13 protein-coding genes are annotated in these 15,972 nt (G+C 58.6%); 10 read left to right on the top strand and 3 right to left on the bottom strand.

Annotation, left to right across the window (positions count from 1 at the left end):
- Positions 1-102: 102 nt before the first annotated feature.
- Together KP808_RS11760 and KP808_RS11755 are read left to right on the top strand one after the other, a co-directional pair.
- Positions 103-462, top strand: coding sequence for a response regulator (locus KP808_RS11760; RefSeq protein ID WP_058401463.1), 360 nt, complete (start codon positions 103-105; stop codon positions 460-462).
- Positions 455-1,789: a glycosyltransferase gene (locus KP808_RS11755; RefSeq protein ID WP_230018541.1), complete on the top strand. Its 1,335-nt coding sequence runs from the start codon at positions 455-457 to the stop codon at positions 1,787-1,789. The genes KP808_RS11760 and KP808_RS11755 overlap by 8 nt, the downstream gene beginning before the upstream one ends.
- Here the strand turns inward: KP808_RS11755 and cobF are convergent.
- Positions 1,786-2,544: a precorrin-6A synthase (deacetylating) gene (gene cobF / locus KP808_RS11750; RefSeq protein ID WP_230018538.1), complete on the bottom strand. Its 759-nt coding sequence runs from the start codon at positions 2,542-2,544 to the stop codon at positions 1,786-1,788. The two genes, KP808_RS11755 and cobF, sit on opposite strands and share 4 nt — an antisense overlap.
- 129 nt (positions 2,545-2,673) lie before the next feature.
- On the opposite strand from cobF, the gene KP808_RS11745 reads away from it, so the two are divergent.
- The 8 genes from KP808_RS11745 (at position 2,674) to KP808_RS11710 (ending at position 12,104) form a co-directional block, all read left to right on the top strand.
- Positions 2,674-3,579: an AraC family transcriptional regulator gene (locus KP808_RS11745; protein WP_230018536.1), complete on the top strand. Its 906-nt coding sequence runs from the start codon at positions 2,674-2,676 to the stop codon at positions 3,577-3,579.
- A 241-nt stretch (positions 3,580-3,820) separates the two neighbouring features.
- On the top strand, positions 3,821-5,152 hold the full coding sequence (locus KP808_RS11740; protein WP_122281345.1) for an ABC transporter substrate-binding protein: 1,332 nt from the start codon (positions 3,821-3,823) through the stop codon (positions 5,150-5,152).
- Between the two features lie 87 nt (positions 5,153-5,239).
- Entirely contained in the window at positions 5,240-6,172 is a 933-nt protein-coding gene (locus tag KP808_RS11735; RefSeq protein ID WP_002553634.1) for a carbohydrate ABC transporter permease, read from the top strand.
- Positions 6,173-6,182: 10 nt separating this feature from the next.
- A complete protein-coding gene (locus KP808_RS11730; protein WP_002553633.1) occupies positions 6,183-7,016 on the top strand; it encodes a carbohydrate ABC transporter permease in 834 nt (277 codons plus the stop codon).
- 30 nt (positions 7,017-7,046) lie between these two features.
- Positions 7,047-8,153, top strand: a complete 1,107-nt coding sequence (locus tag KP808_RS11725) for an ABC transporter ATP-binding protein (protein ID WP_058407471.1) — start codon at positions 7,047-7,049, stop codon at positions 8,151-8,153.
- Between the two features lie 17 nt (positions 8,154-8,170).
- Complete coding sequence (locus tag KP808_RS11720) at positions 8,171-9,652, top strand: mannitol dehydrogenase family protein (RefSeq protein WP_230018534.1); 1,482 nt, start codon at positions 8,171-8,173, stop codon at positions 9,650-9,652.
- 9 nt (positions 9,653-9,661) lie between these two features.
- Positions 9,662-11,143 carry a xylulokinase gene (gene xylB / locus KP808_RS11715; protein ID WP_230018532.1) on the top strand — a complete coding sequence of 494 codons (1,482 nt, stop codon included), beginning with the start codon at positions 9,662-9,664 and terminating at the stop codon, positions 11,141-11,143.
- A 22-nt stretch (positions 11,144-11,165) separates the two neighbouring features.
- Positions 11,166-12,104, top strand: coding sequence for a carbohydrate kinase family protein (locus tag KP808_RS11710; RefSeq protein ID WP_230018530.1), 939 nt, complete (start codon positions 11,166-11,168; stop codon positions 12,102-12,104).
- A gap of 221 nt (positions 12,105-12,325) precedes the next feature.
- On the opposite strand, the gene KP808_RS11705 is transcribed toward KP808_RS11710, so the two are convergent.
- On the bottom strand, positions 12,326-12,880 hold the full coding sequence (locus KP808_RS11705; protein WP_044343996.1) for a hypothetical protein: 555 nt from the start codon (positions 12,878-12,880) through the stop codon (positions 12,326-12,328).
- A gap of 178 nt (positions 12,881-13,058) precedes the next feature.
- The gene (locus KP808_RS11700; RefSeq protein ID WP_230018528.1) at positions 13,059-15,941 is read right to left on the bottom strand and encodes a bifunctional diguanylate cyclase/phosphodiesterase; all 2,883 of its coding nucleotides are present in this window, start codon (positions 15,939-15,941) and stop codon (positions 13,059-13,061) included.
- Positions 15,942-15,972: the final 31 nt, after the last annotated feature.

Here is a 15,972-nt window from a genome sequence, read left to right as displayed (position 1 = left end):
GTGGGCAGGCCGCCGCTCGGTTACTCTGAGCTGCCGGGAAAGGATGCATGGCATTCCATGCTGTCTGCGCGATCACCATTTTTCAGGTTTAAGGAGTCAACAATGCCGGACACAGCCCGCACCATTCTCGTGGTCGAAGACGACGCCATTGTGCGCATGCTGATTGTCGATGTGCTCGAAGAGCTGGAATACAAGGTACTGGAAGCCGAGGACGCCACTTCAGCCCTGACTTTTGTTGCTGACGACGCCAGGCACATCGACCTGTTGATGACTGATCAGGGGTTGCCCGACATGAAGGGCACCGCACTGGCCAAAAAGGTCATCGAACTGCGGCCTCAATTGCCGGTACTGTTCGCCAGCGGTTACTCCGAAAACATTGAGGTGCCGCCAGGCATGCACTCGATCGGCAAGCCTTTTTCCATCGACCAGTTGCGTGACAAGGTAAAAAGCATCCTTGACTGATATCAAAACTGTTTTCAGTCACACCGACACGCAAGCCAGTACACGCGTACTGATCATCGGCTACGTATGGCCAGAGCCACGCTCTTCGGCAGCCAGCGGGCACATGATGCAACTGATTCAATGTTTCCTCGAGCAGGACTGGCAGATTACCTTCGCCAGCCCTGCCACTGAAGGTGAGCATCGGGCCGATCTGGTCAGCCTGGGCATCAAGGAAGTACGCATCGCGCTCAACGACAGCAGTTTTGACCTGTTTGTCAGCGAATTGCAGCCCGATGTCGTTGTTTTTGATCAGTTCATGATTGAAGAGCAGTTTGGCTGGCGCGTCGAGCAGCAATGCCCCGACGCCCTGCGCATTCTGGAAACGTCGGATTTCCAAAGCCTGCGCCATGCACGCCATCAGATCCTGAAGGATTCGCTGAACAGTGATTCGGCGGCTGATCCGGGCGATATTTGTGACGCCTCAACGCCTCGGCTTTTCAAGCAGATAGCTTCCAGCGAGCTGGCGCAGCGCGAGGTCGCATCGTTGTATCGCTGCGACCTGAACCTGATGACATCTGACGTTGAAATGGCATTGCTGACCGGTTCCTTTGGGCTGCCCGCCTCGCTGCTGCACTGGTGTCCGCTGATGATTGACGGCGCTCCCGACAGCTTTCGGCCTTTTGCAGAGCGCGCGCACTTCCTCAGCATCGGCAATTTCCGTCACGCCCCCAACTGGGATGCGGTGTTATGGATGAAAACCGCGATCTGGCCGCTTATCCGCCAGCAATTGCCTGAAGCGCAGCTGCATATCTACGGTGCCTACACGCCACCCAAGGCGACGGCGCTGCACAATGGCGCTCAAGGGTTTCATGTGAAGCACTGGGCCGAAGACGCGCTGCAGGTCATGTCATCTGCACGTATTTGTCTTGCGCCGTTGCGTTTCGGTGCCGGCATCAAGGGCAAACTGATGGATGCCATGCTCTGCGGCACTCCGTCAATCACCACTGCGATTGGCGCAGAAGCCATGAGCGGCGGGCTGCCGTGGCCTGGCGTCATTGCCGATAACCCGAAAGACATCGCTGATGCGGCGGTCAGACTCTATAAAGACCAGCCCCGCTGGCTAGAGGCGCAGAGCGCCGGGCTGGCGTTGCTGCAGGCGCGTTACCAGCATCGGCAACACTGCACGAGCCTGATCGAGCGTATTCAGACCCTTCGTAACCAGTTGCCCGAGCATCGTCTGGCGAACTTCACCGGCGCCATGCTTCGCCATCATCACCACAAGAGCACCAAGTACATGGCGCAGTGGATCGAAGCCAAGAACCGTAACAAGGCTGAAGATACGGTCTAAGCTGGTTTGCGCAGCAGATAGGTATCCATGATCCACCCCCTGCGGTCGCGCGCTTCGGCGCGCAACAGCTTGATCTGCTCGCACACGTCATCGAGCCTGCCAGACACCAGTATCTCGTCCGCGGTGCCCAGATAAGCACCCCAATAGATATCCAGCCCCTGCCCGAGGTAACGCTCGAATGTGCACTGTGCGTCCAGCATCACCACGACATTGCTATGCTGCTCAAGCGCAGCCGTCGCCAGGCGTCGCCCTGTGGTGATGTGAATCGACTCACCAATGCGATTGAGCGGTATCCGGTGTTGCGCCACCAGGCTCTGAACACTGGTGATGCCGGGAATTACCTGATACTCGAATGATTCCCTGCCGCGCGCCAATACGCGATCAAGGATGCGCATGGTGCTGTCATACAGTGACGGATCGCCCCAGACCAGAAACGCGCCGACCTGATCTGCGCCAAGCTCATCGGTCAACAGCCGTTCGAACAATGCAGCGCGCTGCTCGTGCCAACTCTCGATACCCCGCTCGTAGACGTCAGGGTCGCCTTCGCGCCGTGGGTCCTGAACCTGTACCAGACGGTAGCCCTGATGAGTGATATGGCGCTGGCAAAGCTCTTTGCGCAGACGCAGCAACTCATCGTCGACATAGCCCTTGTCGAGGATGAAGATCACATCGGCACGGTTCAGCGCAGCAATGGCCTGCAAGGTGATCTGCTCGGGATCACCGGCCCCCATGCCGATCAGCAGGATCTGTTTCATCGGATAACCACTCCACTGTGGCAAATCATGTGAGACGCGTGATCGTAGGTGATTTTTGTCAACGACCGGGCATTGAAGCTGAAAATCAGGCACATTATCGTTCTGGCAACTGCTGAACACGACATAGCCATGAGTAAAACAACAAGAATCGCCGACCCTTCCTACGAACTGATGGACGACCACAACGGACTGTCGATCATTTATCGCGAGCACGGTTTCCCCTGTCCGCTGGTGCGTTGGCACTTTCACAAGGAATATGAGCTGCATTTGATTGTTGCCAGCTCCGGCAAGGTATTTGTCGGCGATTACATCGGCAATTTCAACCCTGCCAGCCTGTTTCTGACCGGCCCCAACCTGCCGCATAACTGGATCAGCCAGATCGACGAGGGTGAAGTTGTGGCCAAGCGCGACATGCTGGTCAACTTCACCGATGAACTGCTGGAAAGTGGCAATCAGGTGTTTGCCGAACTAAAAACCCTCACCCCGCTGCTGGAACGCGCCCGCTACGGCATCGAATTTCGCTGCAAGCGCACGATTCGTCAGGCCATGAAGCAGATGCAGAAGATTGCCGACTCACGTGGCATCACCCGCCTGGGGCATTTCTTCATTCTTCTCGAGTTGCTGGCCGCCAGCGACGATTATCAGTTGCTCTCCGGCACTGCGGTCGCCCATAACGCGGACGAGCACAGCGTCGATCGCACCAACCGGGCGGTGGATTACATCTTTGCCCACTATGGCCGGGAGCTGCCGCTGGAGGAAGTTGCCGAGTACCTGGGCATGAAGCCAACCTACTTTTCCAGAGTGTTCAAGCAGGCTACAGGCCGATGCTTTGTGGAGTTCGTCAATCGACTGCGCATCAGCAAGTCGTGCGAATTGCTGGCTGATGGCGACAAACCGGTCACTGATGTGTGCTTTGAATCCGGCTTCAACAATATTTCCAACTTCAATCGGCGCTTCCAGCAACTCAAGGGCATGACGCCCTCGCATTATCGCCGCCTGGCCATGCAGCGCCTGACCGAACAAAACCTGTACTGATTCACCCTGCCCTTGCGCCTATCGTCTACGCTGCAGTTGCGGCGAAGCCAGCCTATGGGCGATTCGGCTCTATCGGCCTTTCGTGCGTCAGTGCAAAAAAGTATCAGTCAGAGTGCGGCGCAGGATTTGTCTTTCAGGCCAAACGCCGGTGTAATCAATCCACATCTTCCTCACCTCCGGAAGAGAAAAAAAACAATAACCATCCTTCTACTGCTCACTGGGCGTGGAAGAGGAGTGATCAATGAAGAACTCAGCAAAACTTCTGCTCGCCAGCTCCGTCCTCAGCACCTGTTTCGTGTTCAGTGGCAGCGCCACGGCCGGGACCGTGACCATCGCCACGGTCAACAACAGCGACATGATTCGCATGCAGCGCCTCTCCAAGACTTTCGAAGAAAAACACCCTGACATCAAACTCAACTGGGTTGTGCTTGAAGAGAACGTCCTGCGTCAGCGCCTGACCACCGACATCGCCACCAAAGGCGGTCAGTTCGACGTGTTGACCATCGGCATGTACGAAGCCTCACTCTGGGGCGAGAAAGGCTGGCTGCAGGAAATGAAAGACCTGCCTGCCAGTTATGAACTGGACGATGTATTCCCCTCGGTACGTGACGGCCTGTCGGTGGATGGCAAACTGTTCGCCCTGCCGTTCTATGCTGAAGCATCGATCACTTACTACCGCACCGACCTGTTCAAGGCCGCTGGCCTGACCATGCCCGAGCGCCCTACCTGGACACAGATTGCCGAATTCGCTGGCAAACTGACCGACAAGTCCAAGGAACAGTACGGTATCTGCTTGCGTGGCAAGGCTGGCTGGGGCGAAAACATGGCGCTGATCACCACGCTGGCCAACGCCTTTGGCGGACGCTGGTTCGATGAGAAGTGGACGCCACAGTTCGATCAGCCAGAGTGGAAGAATGCGCTGAACTTCTACGTCAACACCATGAAGCAGTCCGGGCCGCCGGGCGCCTCCAGCAACGGTTTCAACGAGAACCTTGCGCTGTTCAACAGCGGCAAGTGCGCCATCTGGGTCGACGCCAGCGTTGCCGGTTCGTTCGTGACCGACAAGAAGCAGAGCAAAGTGGCCGACAGCGTCGGCTTCACCTACGCCCCGCATGAGGTGACCGACAAGGGCTCGTCGTGGCTGTACTCGTGGTCGCTGGCGATCCCGACCAGCGCCAAGAACACCAAGGACGCTGCCGAGTTCACCCAGTGGGCCACCTCGAAAGAGTACGCCAAACTGGTTGCCGATACCGACGGCGTGTCCAACGTGCCGCCAGGCACCCGTGCCTCGACCTACACCGATGAATACAAGAAAGCCGCACCTTTCGCCAACATCACGCTGGAGTCGCTGAAGAAGGCCAATCCCAAATCGCCAGCGCTCAAACCAGTGCCTTACGTAGGTATTCAACTGGTCACCATTCCTGAGTTCCAGGCCATCGGCACCAGCGTCGGTCAGCAGTTCTCCGCAGCGCTCATAGGCCAGTCCACTGTGGATCAAGCCTTGCAGAATGCGCAAACAGCGACTGCGCGTGACATGAAACGAGCGGGTTACCCGAAAGAGAAGAAAGAGTAACCGTCCTGTACCAGGGTGAAGGCCAACGCTTTCACCCTGCCGCTAACCTGCGCAACAACTCTGGTGCAATCCGGTTCGGAGCTCCCCATGAATACCTCAGCCTCCCCTGAACGCACGGACCTGTCCGGCGAACAGCAACCGCTCAAAAGCCGTCGATTCAAGCCGGGCTGGTTTCTGGTCAGTCCTTCAGTGGCACTTCTGCTGGTGTGGATGATCGTGCCACTGGGCATGACCATTTATTTCTCGCTGATCCGCTACAACCTGCTCTCCCCCGGCGAAAACGAATTCGTCGGGCTGGAGAACTTCCAGTATTTCGTCACCGACAGCGGCTTTCTGCCCGGTGCCGGTAACACCTTGCTGCTGGTCGGCAGCGTGCTGGCCATCAGTGTGATCCTCGGCGTGCTGATCTCGGCGCTGCTCGAAGCCAGTGAGTTTTTCGGCCGTGGCATCGTTCGCGTACTGCTGATCTCGCCCTTCTTCATCATGCCCACGGTCAGCGCGCTGATCTGGAAAAACCTGATTTTCCATCCGGTGTCCGGCGTACTCGCGGCAGTGTGGAAGTTCTTCGGCGCGCAGCCCATCGACTGGTTTGCCCATTACCCGATGCTGTCGATCATCATCATCGTGTCCTGGCAGTGGCTGCCGTTCGCGATTCTGATCCTGATGACCGCCATGCAGTCGCTGGACCAGGAACAGAAAGAGGCGGCACGTCTGGATGGAGCCGGCCCGATTGCGATCTTCTGGCACCTGACCCTGCCGCACCTGGCACGTCCGATTGCCGTGGTGGTCATGATCGAGACGATCTTCCTGCTCTCGGTGTTCGCTGAAATCTTCACCACCACCAATGGCGGACCCGGCTTTGCCTCGACCAACCTGGCATATCTGATCTACATACAGGCGCTGCTGCAGTTCGACGTCGGCATGGCCTCGGCGGGCGGACTGATCGCGGTAGTAATCGCCAACATCGCGGCGATCATCCTGATCCGGATGATCGGCAAAAACCTCACCGACAAGTCATGAGGACCTTGCCATGATGACCCTCAAACAATCACGCCGCCTGCAAAGCCTGCTGCTCGGGAGCCTGTCCTGGCTGATCGCTGCGCTGGTGTTCTTTCCGATCTTCTGGATGGTGCTGACCAGCTTCAAGACCGAGATCGACGCGTTTGCGACACCGCCGCAATTGTTCTTTACCCCGACGCTGGAAAACTACCTGCACATTCAGGAACGCAGCGATTACTTTCACTTTGCCTGGAACTCGGTGCTGATTTCCTTCAGCGCCACCGCCCTGGCCATGCTGATCGCCATTCCTGCGGCGTATTCCATGGCGTTCTTCGAAACCAAACGCACCAAAAGCACCCTGCTTTGGATGCTCTCGACCAAGATGCTGCCGCCAGTGGGCGTGCTGATGCCGATCTACCTGCTGGCCAAGACCTTTGGCCTGCTGGATTCGCGGCTGGCGCTGATCATCATCTACACGCTGATCAACCTGCCGATCGTGGTCTGGATGATCTACACCTATTTCAAGGATATTCCCGGCGAGATCCTCGAGGCCTCACGGCTGGACGGTGCCAGCACCCGCCAGGAGATCTTTCGCGTGCTGATGCCGATCTGCAAGGGCGGGCTGGCTTCCACAGCACTGCTATCGCTGATCCTGTGCTGGAACGAAGCGTTCTGGTCACTGAACCTGACCTCGTCCGCAGCAGCACCGTTGACGGCACTGATCGCCTCCTACTCCAGTCCCGAAGGGCTGTTCTGGGCCAAGCTGTCGGCGGTCTCGACCCTGGCGTGTGCGCCCATCCTGATTTTCGGCTGGATCAGTCAGAAACAACTGGTTCGCGGCCTGTCGTTCGGCGCTGTCAAATAGCCCGACCCCAAGAACAAGAAGGAATCCAACATGGCTAACCTGAGCATCCGCAACCTGCAAAAAGGCTTTGATGGTCATCAAATCATCAAGGGTATCGATCTGGACGTGAATGACCGCGAGTTCGTGGTCTTCGTCGGGCCTTCGGGCTGCGGCAAATCCACCCTGCTGCGACTCATCGCCGGGCTGGAGGAAGTCACCTCGGGGACCATCGAACTCGATGGCCGCGACATTACCCAGGTCACGCCGGCCAAGCGCGATCTGGCGATGGTGTTCCAGACCTACGCGCTTTACCCACACATGACGGTAGGCAAGAATCTGTCATTCGCGCTGGACCTGGCGGGTGGCGACAAGGCCGAGATCAAGAAGAAGGTCGATGAAGCCGCGCGTATTCTGGAGCTCGGCCCGTTGCTGGAACGCAAGCCCAAGCAGTTGTCCGGCGGTCAGCGCCAACGTGTTGCGATTGGTCGGGCCATCGTGCGCAATCCGAAGATTTTTCTCTTCGACGAACCACTGTCCAACCTCGACGCCGCGTTGCGCGTGCAAACCCGCCTGGAGCTGTCGCGCCTGCACAAAGAGCTGCAGGCCACGATGATTTATGTGACCCACGACCAGGTTGAGGCCATGACCCTGGCCGACAAGGTGGTGGTGCTCAACGGCGGCAAGGTCGAGCAGGTCGGCTCGCCGCTGGAGCTTTATCACCACCCTGCCAATCTGTTTGTCGCAGGCTTTCTCGGCACGCCGAAAATGGGCTTCCTCAAGGGCAAGATCAGTCGAATGGACAACGCCAGCTGTGAAGTCGAACTGGATGCCGGAACCCGCATCAGCCTGCCGGTCAACGGCGCAGGGTTGAGTGTCGGAGCACCCGTGACGCTGGGCATTCGCCCGGAACACCTGAATCTTGCCCAGAACAGCGATTGCCAGTTGCAGGTTATCGCCGATGTCAGCGAACGCCTTGGCAGCGATACCTATTGCCATGTGCGTACCCGCTCGGGCGAGGCGCTGACCATGCGTATTCGTGGCGACCTGGCCAGCCAGTACGGCGAGACGCTGAACCTGCACCTGGACAGTGCCCAATGCCACCTGTTCGACGCTCAAGGTCTGGTGATTGCCAAAGCCTTGCAGACTGTCGCCGCCTGAGTTCCGGAGAGCCCTTCATGAAACTGAGCAAAAACAATCTGTCCCGACTGGACGCCGACATTGCCCTGCCCGCCTACACCGTCGAAAGCACCCGTCAGGGCATTGCCCATATCGGCGTTGGCGGCTTCCATCGGGCGCATCAGGCGTTTTACACCGATGCACTGATGAACAGCGGCGAAGGCTTTGAATGGAGCATCTGCGGCGTCGGTCTGCGCCCTGAAGACAAAGCCGTACGTGACGCACTGGCGCAGCAGGACTATCTGTACACGCTCTACGAACTGGGCGACACGCCAGATACCGAAACCCGCGTCATTGCCTCGATCAGCGGCATGCTGCTGGCCGATGACAGCCCGCAGGCGTTGATCGACAAGCTGGCCAGCCCGGACATCCGCATCGTCTCGCTGACCATCACCGAAGGCGGCTATTGCATCGACGACAGCAATGGCCAGTTCATGGCGCATCTGCCACAGATCCAGCACGACCTGGCAAACCCGGACCAGCCAAAGACGGTATTCGGCTTCCTCTGCGCCGCACTGGCGCGCCGCCGCGCCGAAGGTACGCCAGCCTTTACCCTGATGTCCTGCGATAACCTGCCGCACAATGGCGCAGTCACTCGCAAGGCGTTGCTGGCGTTTGCCACCTTGCGCGATGCCGATCTGCATGACTGGATCAAACACAACGTCAGCTTCCCCAACGCAATGGTCGACCGCATCACACCCATGACCAGCGCTGCTCACCGACTAAAGCTGGCGGACGAAAAGCACATCGACGACGCCTGGCCGGTGGTCTGCGAACCGTTCGTGCAATGGGTGCTGGAAGACAAGTTCGTCAACGGTCGCCCAGCCTGGGAAAAGGTCGGCGTGCAGTTCACCGATGATGTAACACCCTACGAGGAAATGAAGATCAAGCTGCTCAACGGCAGCCACCTTGCCCTGACCTATCTGGGCTTTCTCAAGGGTTATCGCTTTGTCCACGAAACCATGAATGACCCGCTGTTCGTACGCTACATCCGCGCTTACATGGACCTCGACGTCACGCCGCAGCTGGCGTCGGTGCCGGGCATCGACCTGGAAGGCTATAAAGACACACTGATCGAGCGTTTTTCCAACCAGGCGATCGCTGATCAGCTGGAACGGGTCTGTTCGGACGGTTCGTCCAAATTTCCCAAGTTCACTATTCCGACGATCAATCGTCTGATCGTCGATCAGGGTAATTTCGAACGCGCCTCGCTGGTGGTCGCCGCGTGGGCGCTGTATCTGAAGGGTGTCGACGAGAACGGCACGACCTACAAAATTCCCGACCCACGCGCCGAGTTCTGTCAGGCATTGGTGGCCGACGACGCGCTGATTACCCAGCGGCTGTTGCAGGTTGAGGAAATATTTGGCGTTGCCATTCCGAAATCAGCCGAGTTCGTCGCAGCGTTCGAGCAGAACCTCAATGACCTGCGCACGCTGGGCGTCAGTGGCACGCTGGAAAAACTTCTGGCCAACCGCCTTTGAGGTGCGCCCATGTTTCTTGGAATTGACTGCGGCACCCAAGGCACCAAGGTGCTGGTGCTCGATACCGAACGCGGTACTGTACTGGGCGAGGGTTCGGCCTCGCATAGCCTGATCAGCGACCATAACGGCCGCCGCGAGCAGGACGTCGGGCAATGGCTGAACGCGCTGCAACAGGCCACCCGCAATGCTTTGGCGCAATCGGGTGTGCCGGGACAGCAGATTCTCGGCATCGGCGTATCGGGCCAGCAACATGGTCTGGTGCTACTCGATGCTCAAGGTGAGGTGCTGCGCCCGGCCAAACTGTGGTGCGACACTGAATCGGCCCCGGAAAACCAGCGCTTGCTGGATTACCTGGGCGGCGCGCAGGGTTCCCTGCAACGCCTTGGTCTGGTCATTGCGCCGGGCTATACCGTGTCCAAACTGCTGTGGACCAAGGAGCAGTACCCGCAGCTGTTTGAGCGCATAGACAAGGTGCTGCTGCCCCACGACTACCTCAACTATTGGCTGACCGGCCGCTGCTGCACTGAATTCGGAGATGCATCGGGCACCGGTTATTTCAATGTGCGCACCCGTGAATGGGACCTGCCGCTGCTCGCGCACATCGACCCGAGCGGCCGTCTGGGCAAGGCGCTGCCGCAATTGGTGCAAGCACACGAAGCGGTTGGCGTGCTGCGTCCTGAAATCGCCCGACTGCTGGACCTGAACCCCGCCGCACTGGTGTCCAGTGGTGGCGGCGACAACATGATGGGCGCCATTGGCACGGGCAATATCCAGCCCGGTCTGATCACCATGAGCCTCGGCTCGTCAGGCACTGTCTATGCCTATGCCGATGAGGCGCGGGTCAGCGAGCATGAATCGGTCGCTACCTTCTGCTCGTCCTCCGGTGGCTGGTTGCCATTGATCTGCACCATGAACCTGACCAATGCGACCACGGCTATTCGTGAATTGTTCGCTCTGGATATCGCCGGGTTCAACCAGGCCGTCGCCCAGGCACCGATAGGGGCCGAAGGCGTGCTGATATTGCCTTTTCTGAACGGCGAACGCGTGCCCGCCCTGCCCGATGCCACCGGCAGCATCGTCGGCCTGCACAGCACCAATCTGACCCAGGCCAACCTGTCCCGCGCCGTGGTCGAAGGCACCACCTTCGGCCTTCGCTACGGATTGGACCTGCTGCGTGACAGCGGCATCAAAAGCGAGAAAATCCGCCTGATTGGCGGCGGTTCCAAAAGTGCAGTATGGCGGCAGATCGTGGCGGACATCATGGACACCCCGGTGATCTGCACCGACCACGCAGAAGCCGCCGCGCTGGGCGCGGCCATTCAGGCCGCCTGGTGCTGGTCGCATGCCCACGGCAAGGCTGAGGACCTGCAGCAACTGTGCGAACGCTGCGTAAGTCTCGATCAAAGCAGTGAGACGCACCCCGTGGTGCATAATGTGGCCGCCTATCAGCAGGTCTATCAGCGTTATCAGGCGCAACTGCGCAAGGTTTGAACCGTTTTTTCATGGAGCACTTATGTTTCTGGTTTGTGGCGAAGCACTGTTCGATATTTTCACCCGCACTGATGACAGCGGTTCCCTGAACAGATTGGGGTTCGATGCGATTGCCGGCGGCTCGCCGTTCAACGTTGCGATCGGACTGCGCCGTCTGGGTGTGGAAGCCAGCTTTCTTGCCGGGCTGTCCACCGATTACCTGGGCCGTCGGCTGCGTGCCGTGCTGGAAAAGGAAACGGTCAATACCGATCACCTGATCGACTTCGACGCGCCCACGACACTGGCCATGGTCGCCGTGGGCAGCGATGGCTCGCCGACTTACAGCTTTCGCGGCGACGGCTGCGCGGACCGGCAGTTGCGCCTTGAACATCTGCCGGAACTCGATGCGCAGGTACGCGGCATTCACGTCGGCTCGTTTTCGCTGGTGGTGCAGCCGATTGCCGACACACTGCTGGCGCTGGTCGCCCGCGAAAGTGCGACGCGCCTGATTTCACTGGACCCCAACGTGCGCCTCAACCCGGCACCGGACATTCAGCGCTGGCGCAGCCAGGTCGCAGCGTTCGCCGAACATGCGCACCTGATCAAGGTCAGTGACGAAGACCTGCACCTGTTGTACCCGGACAGCGATCCACAAAAAATCGCCGAAGGCTGGCTCGGCAAGCGTACGCAACTGGTCATCGTCACCCGCGGCACGCAAGGTGCCAGCGTCTTTACCCGGCAGCATGGTACTTGGTCAGTGCCGGCAAAAACGGTGGTCACCGCCGATACCGTCGGGGCCGGGGATACTTTTCAGGCGGCGCTGCTGACCTTCCTCAGCGAGCGTCAGCTCGATACGCCAGAAGGCTTGTCGACGCTGTCACGGGAAACACTGGACGAGATGCTGAATTTTGCCGTCGGCGCAGCCGCGCTGACCTGCACAAAGGTCGGGCCGGATCTGCCGTATCGGCATCAGTTGGGGTGATTCAGTTTTCGACGAGAAACAAAAACAGCGGTACATCCGCAACATGTAACGCATGAAATAAAGTCTTCGTGAGCAAGCTCACTCCCACATTCCGAACCTGTTCCAAGCGGGAGAAGTTTCAGGATTCACTCCCATTTGGAAAGCATTCCATTTGTGGGAGTGAGCTTGCTCACGAAAGAGCCATTACAGTCGCCGAACAAGCAACTGAACCCACTGCCTGGTCAAGCCACCATCCCGGCCTTGATACCTCTGATGCGGGTGTTGATGTCATCCGCAACGTTGTTCTGCTTGTCCTTGAGCGCGTCCTGGACTTTCTGGTCAATGGCCAGTTGGTCCTGAGGTGCCATGGCGTCGTAGTCTTTCTGGGTGACGCCCGTCAGCTTCTCGCGCACTTTCTCTTCGGCTGTCTGCTTCAGAGAGTCCATGAACTTCTGTTCTACCGAACCCGTCGATGCAGTGTCAGTGGTGCTGGTGGCGCTGGCCACTGAACCGATGACACCGTTGTCGCGATCAGCCGTCTTTTCCGACAGTGACGAATCACCGGCAGACTTGAGGTTGATCATCATCCGCGCGAAGGATTCGTTGTAACCGCTGTTGTCCTGCTTGCTGTCTTGCGATGTTGAATTGCTGACCGGCGTGGTAACCGGTGCCGAACCTGATGTCAGGCCAGCGGCGGCAACCGAGCTGAATGCGTCCTGAGACACCTCATCTACGGTTTTGCGCCCAACCACAGCCCGGGAAACAAGCTGCTCAAGCGCACTCGTGCCAATAATCATCTTTCACCTCCTGAGGAACCTGTTGCGCAGGTTCAACAGCAAGTCCAGTGCCAAGTGTGCAATAAATTCATAACCTACTGATTTTTATAACTTAAATTTAGACACTCAGGATCAGCACTGTCAAAAAAACCCATACATTCTGCCGTTTGCGGCAAACATTCACCGACACAGGCTGCTTTCAGCCTGCCGCACGACCGGTATTGACGTTCAGCAGCTCAATCGGCAACGGTTCAGAGAAGTAGTAACCCTGCGCCTGGGTCGCGCCGATCTCGCGCAGCAGCTCGAGTGTTTCCAGATCTTCGACACCTTCGGCGACGACGTTCAGATCAAGGGATTCGGCCATGCGCACGATGGCCCGCACGATGGCCCGGCTGCGTACGCTGGAAGCCAGTCCGAAGATAAACGATTTGTCGATTTTCAAGCCGCTGAAATGGTACTGATGCACATAGCTGAGCGAAGAAAACCCCGCGCCAAAGTCGTCCAGCATGACCGACATGCCCTGCTCGGCCAGTTGCTTCATTGACAGGCGTGCCTGCTCGGGGTCGGCCACCAGAGCCCCCTCTGTAAGCTCCAGACACAGACGCCAGGGCGCAACATTCTGTTCAGCAAGCATCGCCAGCACTTCTGCAGCGAATGCCGGACGGGTGATGCTGTAGCTGGAGCAGTTCACATGCACTGGCGGCCAGCGGCCGTTCTCGGGTTGCGCCAGGATGTTCACTACACATTTGAGCATGTAGATATCCAGACGACCAATCAGGCGCAACCCCTCCAGCGCGGGCAAAAAGCTTTCCGGCCCGACGATCCGTCCATCCGGCATGCGCCAGCGGATCAGGGCTTCAAACGCCAGCAACTCTCCGGTCCTGACACAGATGACCGGCTGAAAATAGGGGATCAGTTGATCGCTACGCTTCAGGGCCGTGCGCAACGCACCCTCTTGTTCGACCTGATCCGAAACCTCCCGACGCAGAGCCTGATTGAACACCGCGAAACTGTCGCGCCCGCCATTTTTGACCCGGTACATGGCGGTGTCGGCATCGCGCAAGAGATCAGCCGGCTCCTGATGAAAGCGGCTGTCGGCACCCACCACGCCAATACTGCAGGAAGAAAAGACGCTGTGATCGTCGATCACGAACGGCTGCTCGAACGCGGCCAGGATCCGCTGAGCGATGTCCGTACCGGTCTGCAACGGCGTATCGATGCTCAGCACCGCAAATTCGTCACCTCCAAGCCTGGCCAGCAGATCCCCTTCACGCATGCAACTGCGCAGCCGCTCGGCGGCCTGCACCAGGAGGATATCGCCGCAGTGGTGGCCAAGGCTGTCATTGATCATCTTGAAGCGATCCAGATCGATGAACATGACAATCAGCTGCTGGCCGTGCACGCAAAAGTCCTGCCACGCCTGTTTCAGGCGATGTTGCAAGTGACTGCGGTTGGGCAACCCGGTCAACGAGTCGTGGGAGTTTTCATGCTGCAACCTGGCGTTGGCCTGGTCCAGCTCCCGGGTCCGGTCGCGAACCCGGGCTTCCAGGAGCACATTGGCGGTATGGATCGCTTCTGCCGCGCTGCGGCGGGACAGTGCCGTGTCGATGTGGCGAGAGACAAAGGTCAGCAGTTCCTGATCACGCAAGGTATAGCTGACATCCTTCGAATAGCTTTGCACCACCAGAACGCCGCGCACTTGCTCGCCATCGAACAACGGAATGCCCAGCCAGGAAGAAGAACGACCGGTATTTTTTTGCACCTCGATTTCGCCGAGGCTTTCCAGCCTGCGGGCATCGTCGTAATCGATCAGACAGGGTCGCCGCTGGCCTATCACATACTCGGTAAAGCCACGCTGCCCACGCCGTGAACGTGGCGGCGTGTGCTGGTATTCGTCGATGTAATAAGGAAAGGTCACTTCGCCCGTGGCGCTGTCGTAAAGGGCGATGTAGAAATTGAGCGCTACCAGCAGCTCGCCGACAATCATGTGCAGGCTGCGAAACAGCTCATTCATGTCGCCGGGCTGGCTGGACAGCTCGGCAATCTGGAACAGGGCACTCTGCAAATGCTCGGCGCGTTCACGGTCGCGCACTTCCTGGCGCAGGGCGTCGTTGGCTGCCGAAAGCTGTTGCGTGCGCAGTGCCACGATCTGCTCCAGGTCGGTACGCCGCAACAGCCGGTCCAAGGCCATCGCCACATGCCGCGACACCACGGAAAACAACGCGCGATCCTGAGCACTGTAGACGCGGGACACGTCATAGACCTGCATCGCGACCATGCCGAATACTTCGTCCGAGGCGTTTTTCAAGGGCGCGCCCATCCAGAACTCCGGCAGACGCCCCACACAGAAAAAACGACCTTCGGCTTTTGCGCGCTCGATACAGGCAGCTTCCAGAAACAAAGGTTGCCCGGTGCTCAAGACATACCCGGTGAGCGACATTCGATCGGCGTCGATGAATTCGAATGTCTCGTGCGCCATCGCTTCGTCATCGAAACGATCGATGTAATACGGGTAAGTGATTTTGCGGCTTTGTCGGTCATACAGCGCGACGTAGAAGTTCTCGGCATCGATCAGCGCACTCAACTGCTCATGAATACCCTGCAGAAAAGCCCCGCGATCCAGCGTGGAACTGGCCAGCAGGCTGATTTCATAGAGCACCCGCTGGGTGTTCTGCGCCCGGATCAACGCAGCGGTCTGCAACAGTGAGCCCAGCCTGGCAGCGAGTTCCACCAGCACGGGATGGTCTTTTTCGGCCATTGGCGCCAGCACCCAGCCCAGCACGCCCTCGCCCTGCCCGGCGATTCTGCGATGGAGCTGCAATTGAGCACAGTATGCGTCGAAGTCTTCAGCAGCGATGTGCGCAGGCCAGACGACTGCAGGGTCGCCCTGCCCGAGCAGACATTTCAGCTCGCCTGCAGCGTAGGCCGCCCAGGCGATATCCGGTATCTGTTCCCGTGCAGCGCTCAAAAGTGCGTCGATGGGCGCGTGACTGGCGAATCTGTCATGGTTGGCAGCCAACGTGGTGTCTGGACTGAACGCTACGCTCGGGCATATACCCGTGGCCAGATGTGAGACTGTCATGGAAACACCAGATGCATGAGCCGACGGCGGT

Origin of the sequence: Pseudomonas savastanoi (assembly GCF_020917325.1) — a bacterium.
Taxonomy (GTDB): domain Bacteria; phylum Pseudomonadota; class Gammaproteobacteria; order Pseudomonadales; family Pseudomonadaceae; genus Aquipseudomonas; species Aquipseudomonas amygdali.
Note: the sequence above shows the minus strand (reverse complement) of the source record. Positions and strands in the feature narration are given on the sequence as shown.

Coding starts and splice junctions, on each gene's coding strand:
- cobF (WP_230018538.1), bottom strand. CDS start 2,544: ATGAAACAGATCCTGCTGATCGGCATGGGGGCCGGTGATCCCGAGCAG.
- KP808_RS11745 (WP_230018536.1), top strand. CDS start 2,674: ATGAGTAAAACAACAAGAATCGCCGACCCTTCCTACGAACTGATGGAC.
- KP808_RS11705 (WP_044343996.1), bottom strand. CDS start 12,880: ATGATTATTGGCACGAGTGCGCTTGAGCAGCTTGTTTCCCGGGCTGTG.
- KP808_RS11735 (WP_002553634.1), top strand. CDS start 5,240: ATGAATACCTCAGCCTCCCCTGAACGCACGGACCTGTCCGGCGAACAG.
- xylB (WP_230018532.1), top strand. CDS start 9,662: ATGTTTCTTGGAATTGACTGCGGCACCCAAGGCACCAAGGTGCTGGTG.
- KP808_RS11710 (WP_230018530.1), top strand. CDS start 11,166: ATGTTTCTGGTTTGTGGCGAAGCACTGTTCGATATTTTCACCCGCACT.
- KP808_RS11760 (WP_058401463.1), top strand. CDS start 103: ATGCCGGACACAGCCCGCACCATTCTCGTGGTCGAAGACGACGCCATT.
- KP808_RS11720 (WP_230018534.1), top strand. CDS start 8,171: ATGAAACTGAGCAAAAACAATCTGTCCCGACTGGACGCCGACATTGCC.
- KP808_RS11740 (WP_122281345.1), top strand. CDS start 3,821: ATGAAGAACTCAGCAAAACTTCTGCTCGCCAGCTCCGTCCTCAGCACC.
- KP808_RS11725 (WP_058407471.1), top strand. CDS start 7,047: ATGGCTAACCTGAGCATCCGCAACCTGCAAAAAGGCTTTGATGGTCAT.
- KP808_RS11700 (WP_230018528.1), bottom strand. CDS start 15,941: ATGACAGTCTCACATCTGGCCACGGGTATATGCCCGAGCGTAGCGTTC.
- KP808_RS11730 (WP_002553633.1), top strand. CDS start 6,183: ATGATGACCCTCAAACAATCACGCCGCCTGCAAAGCCTGCTGCTCGGG.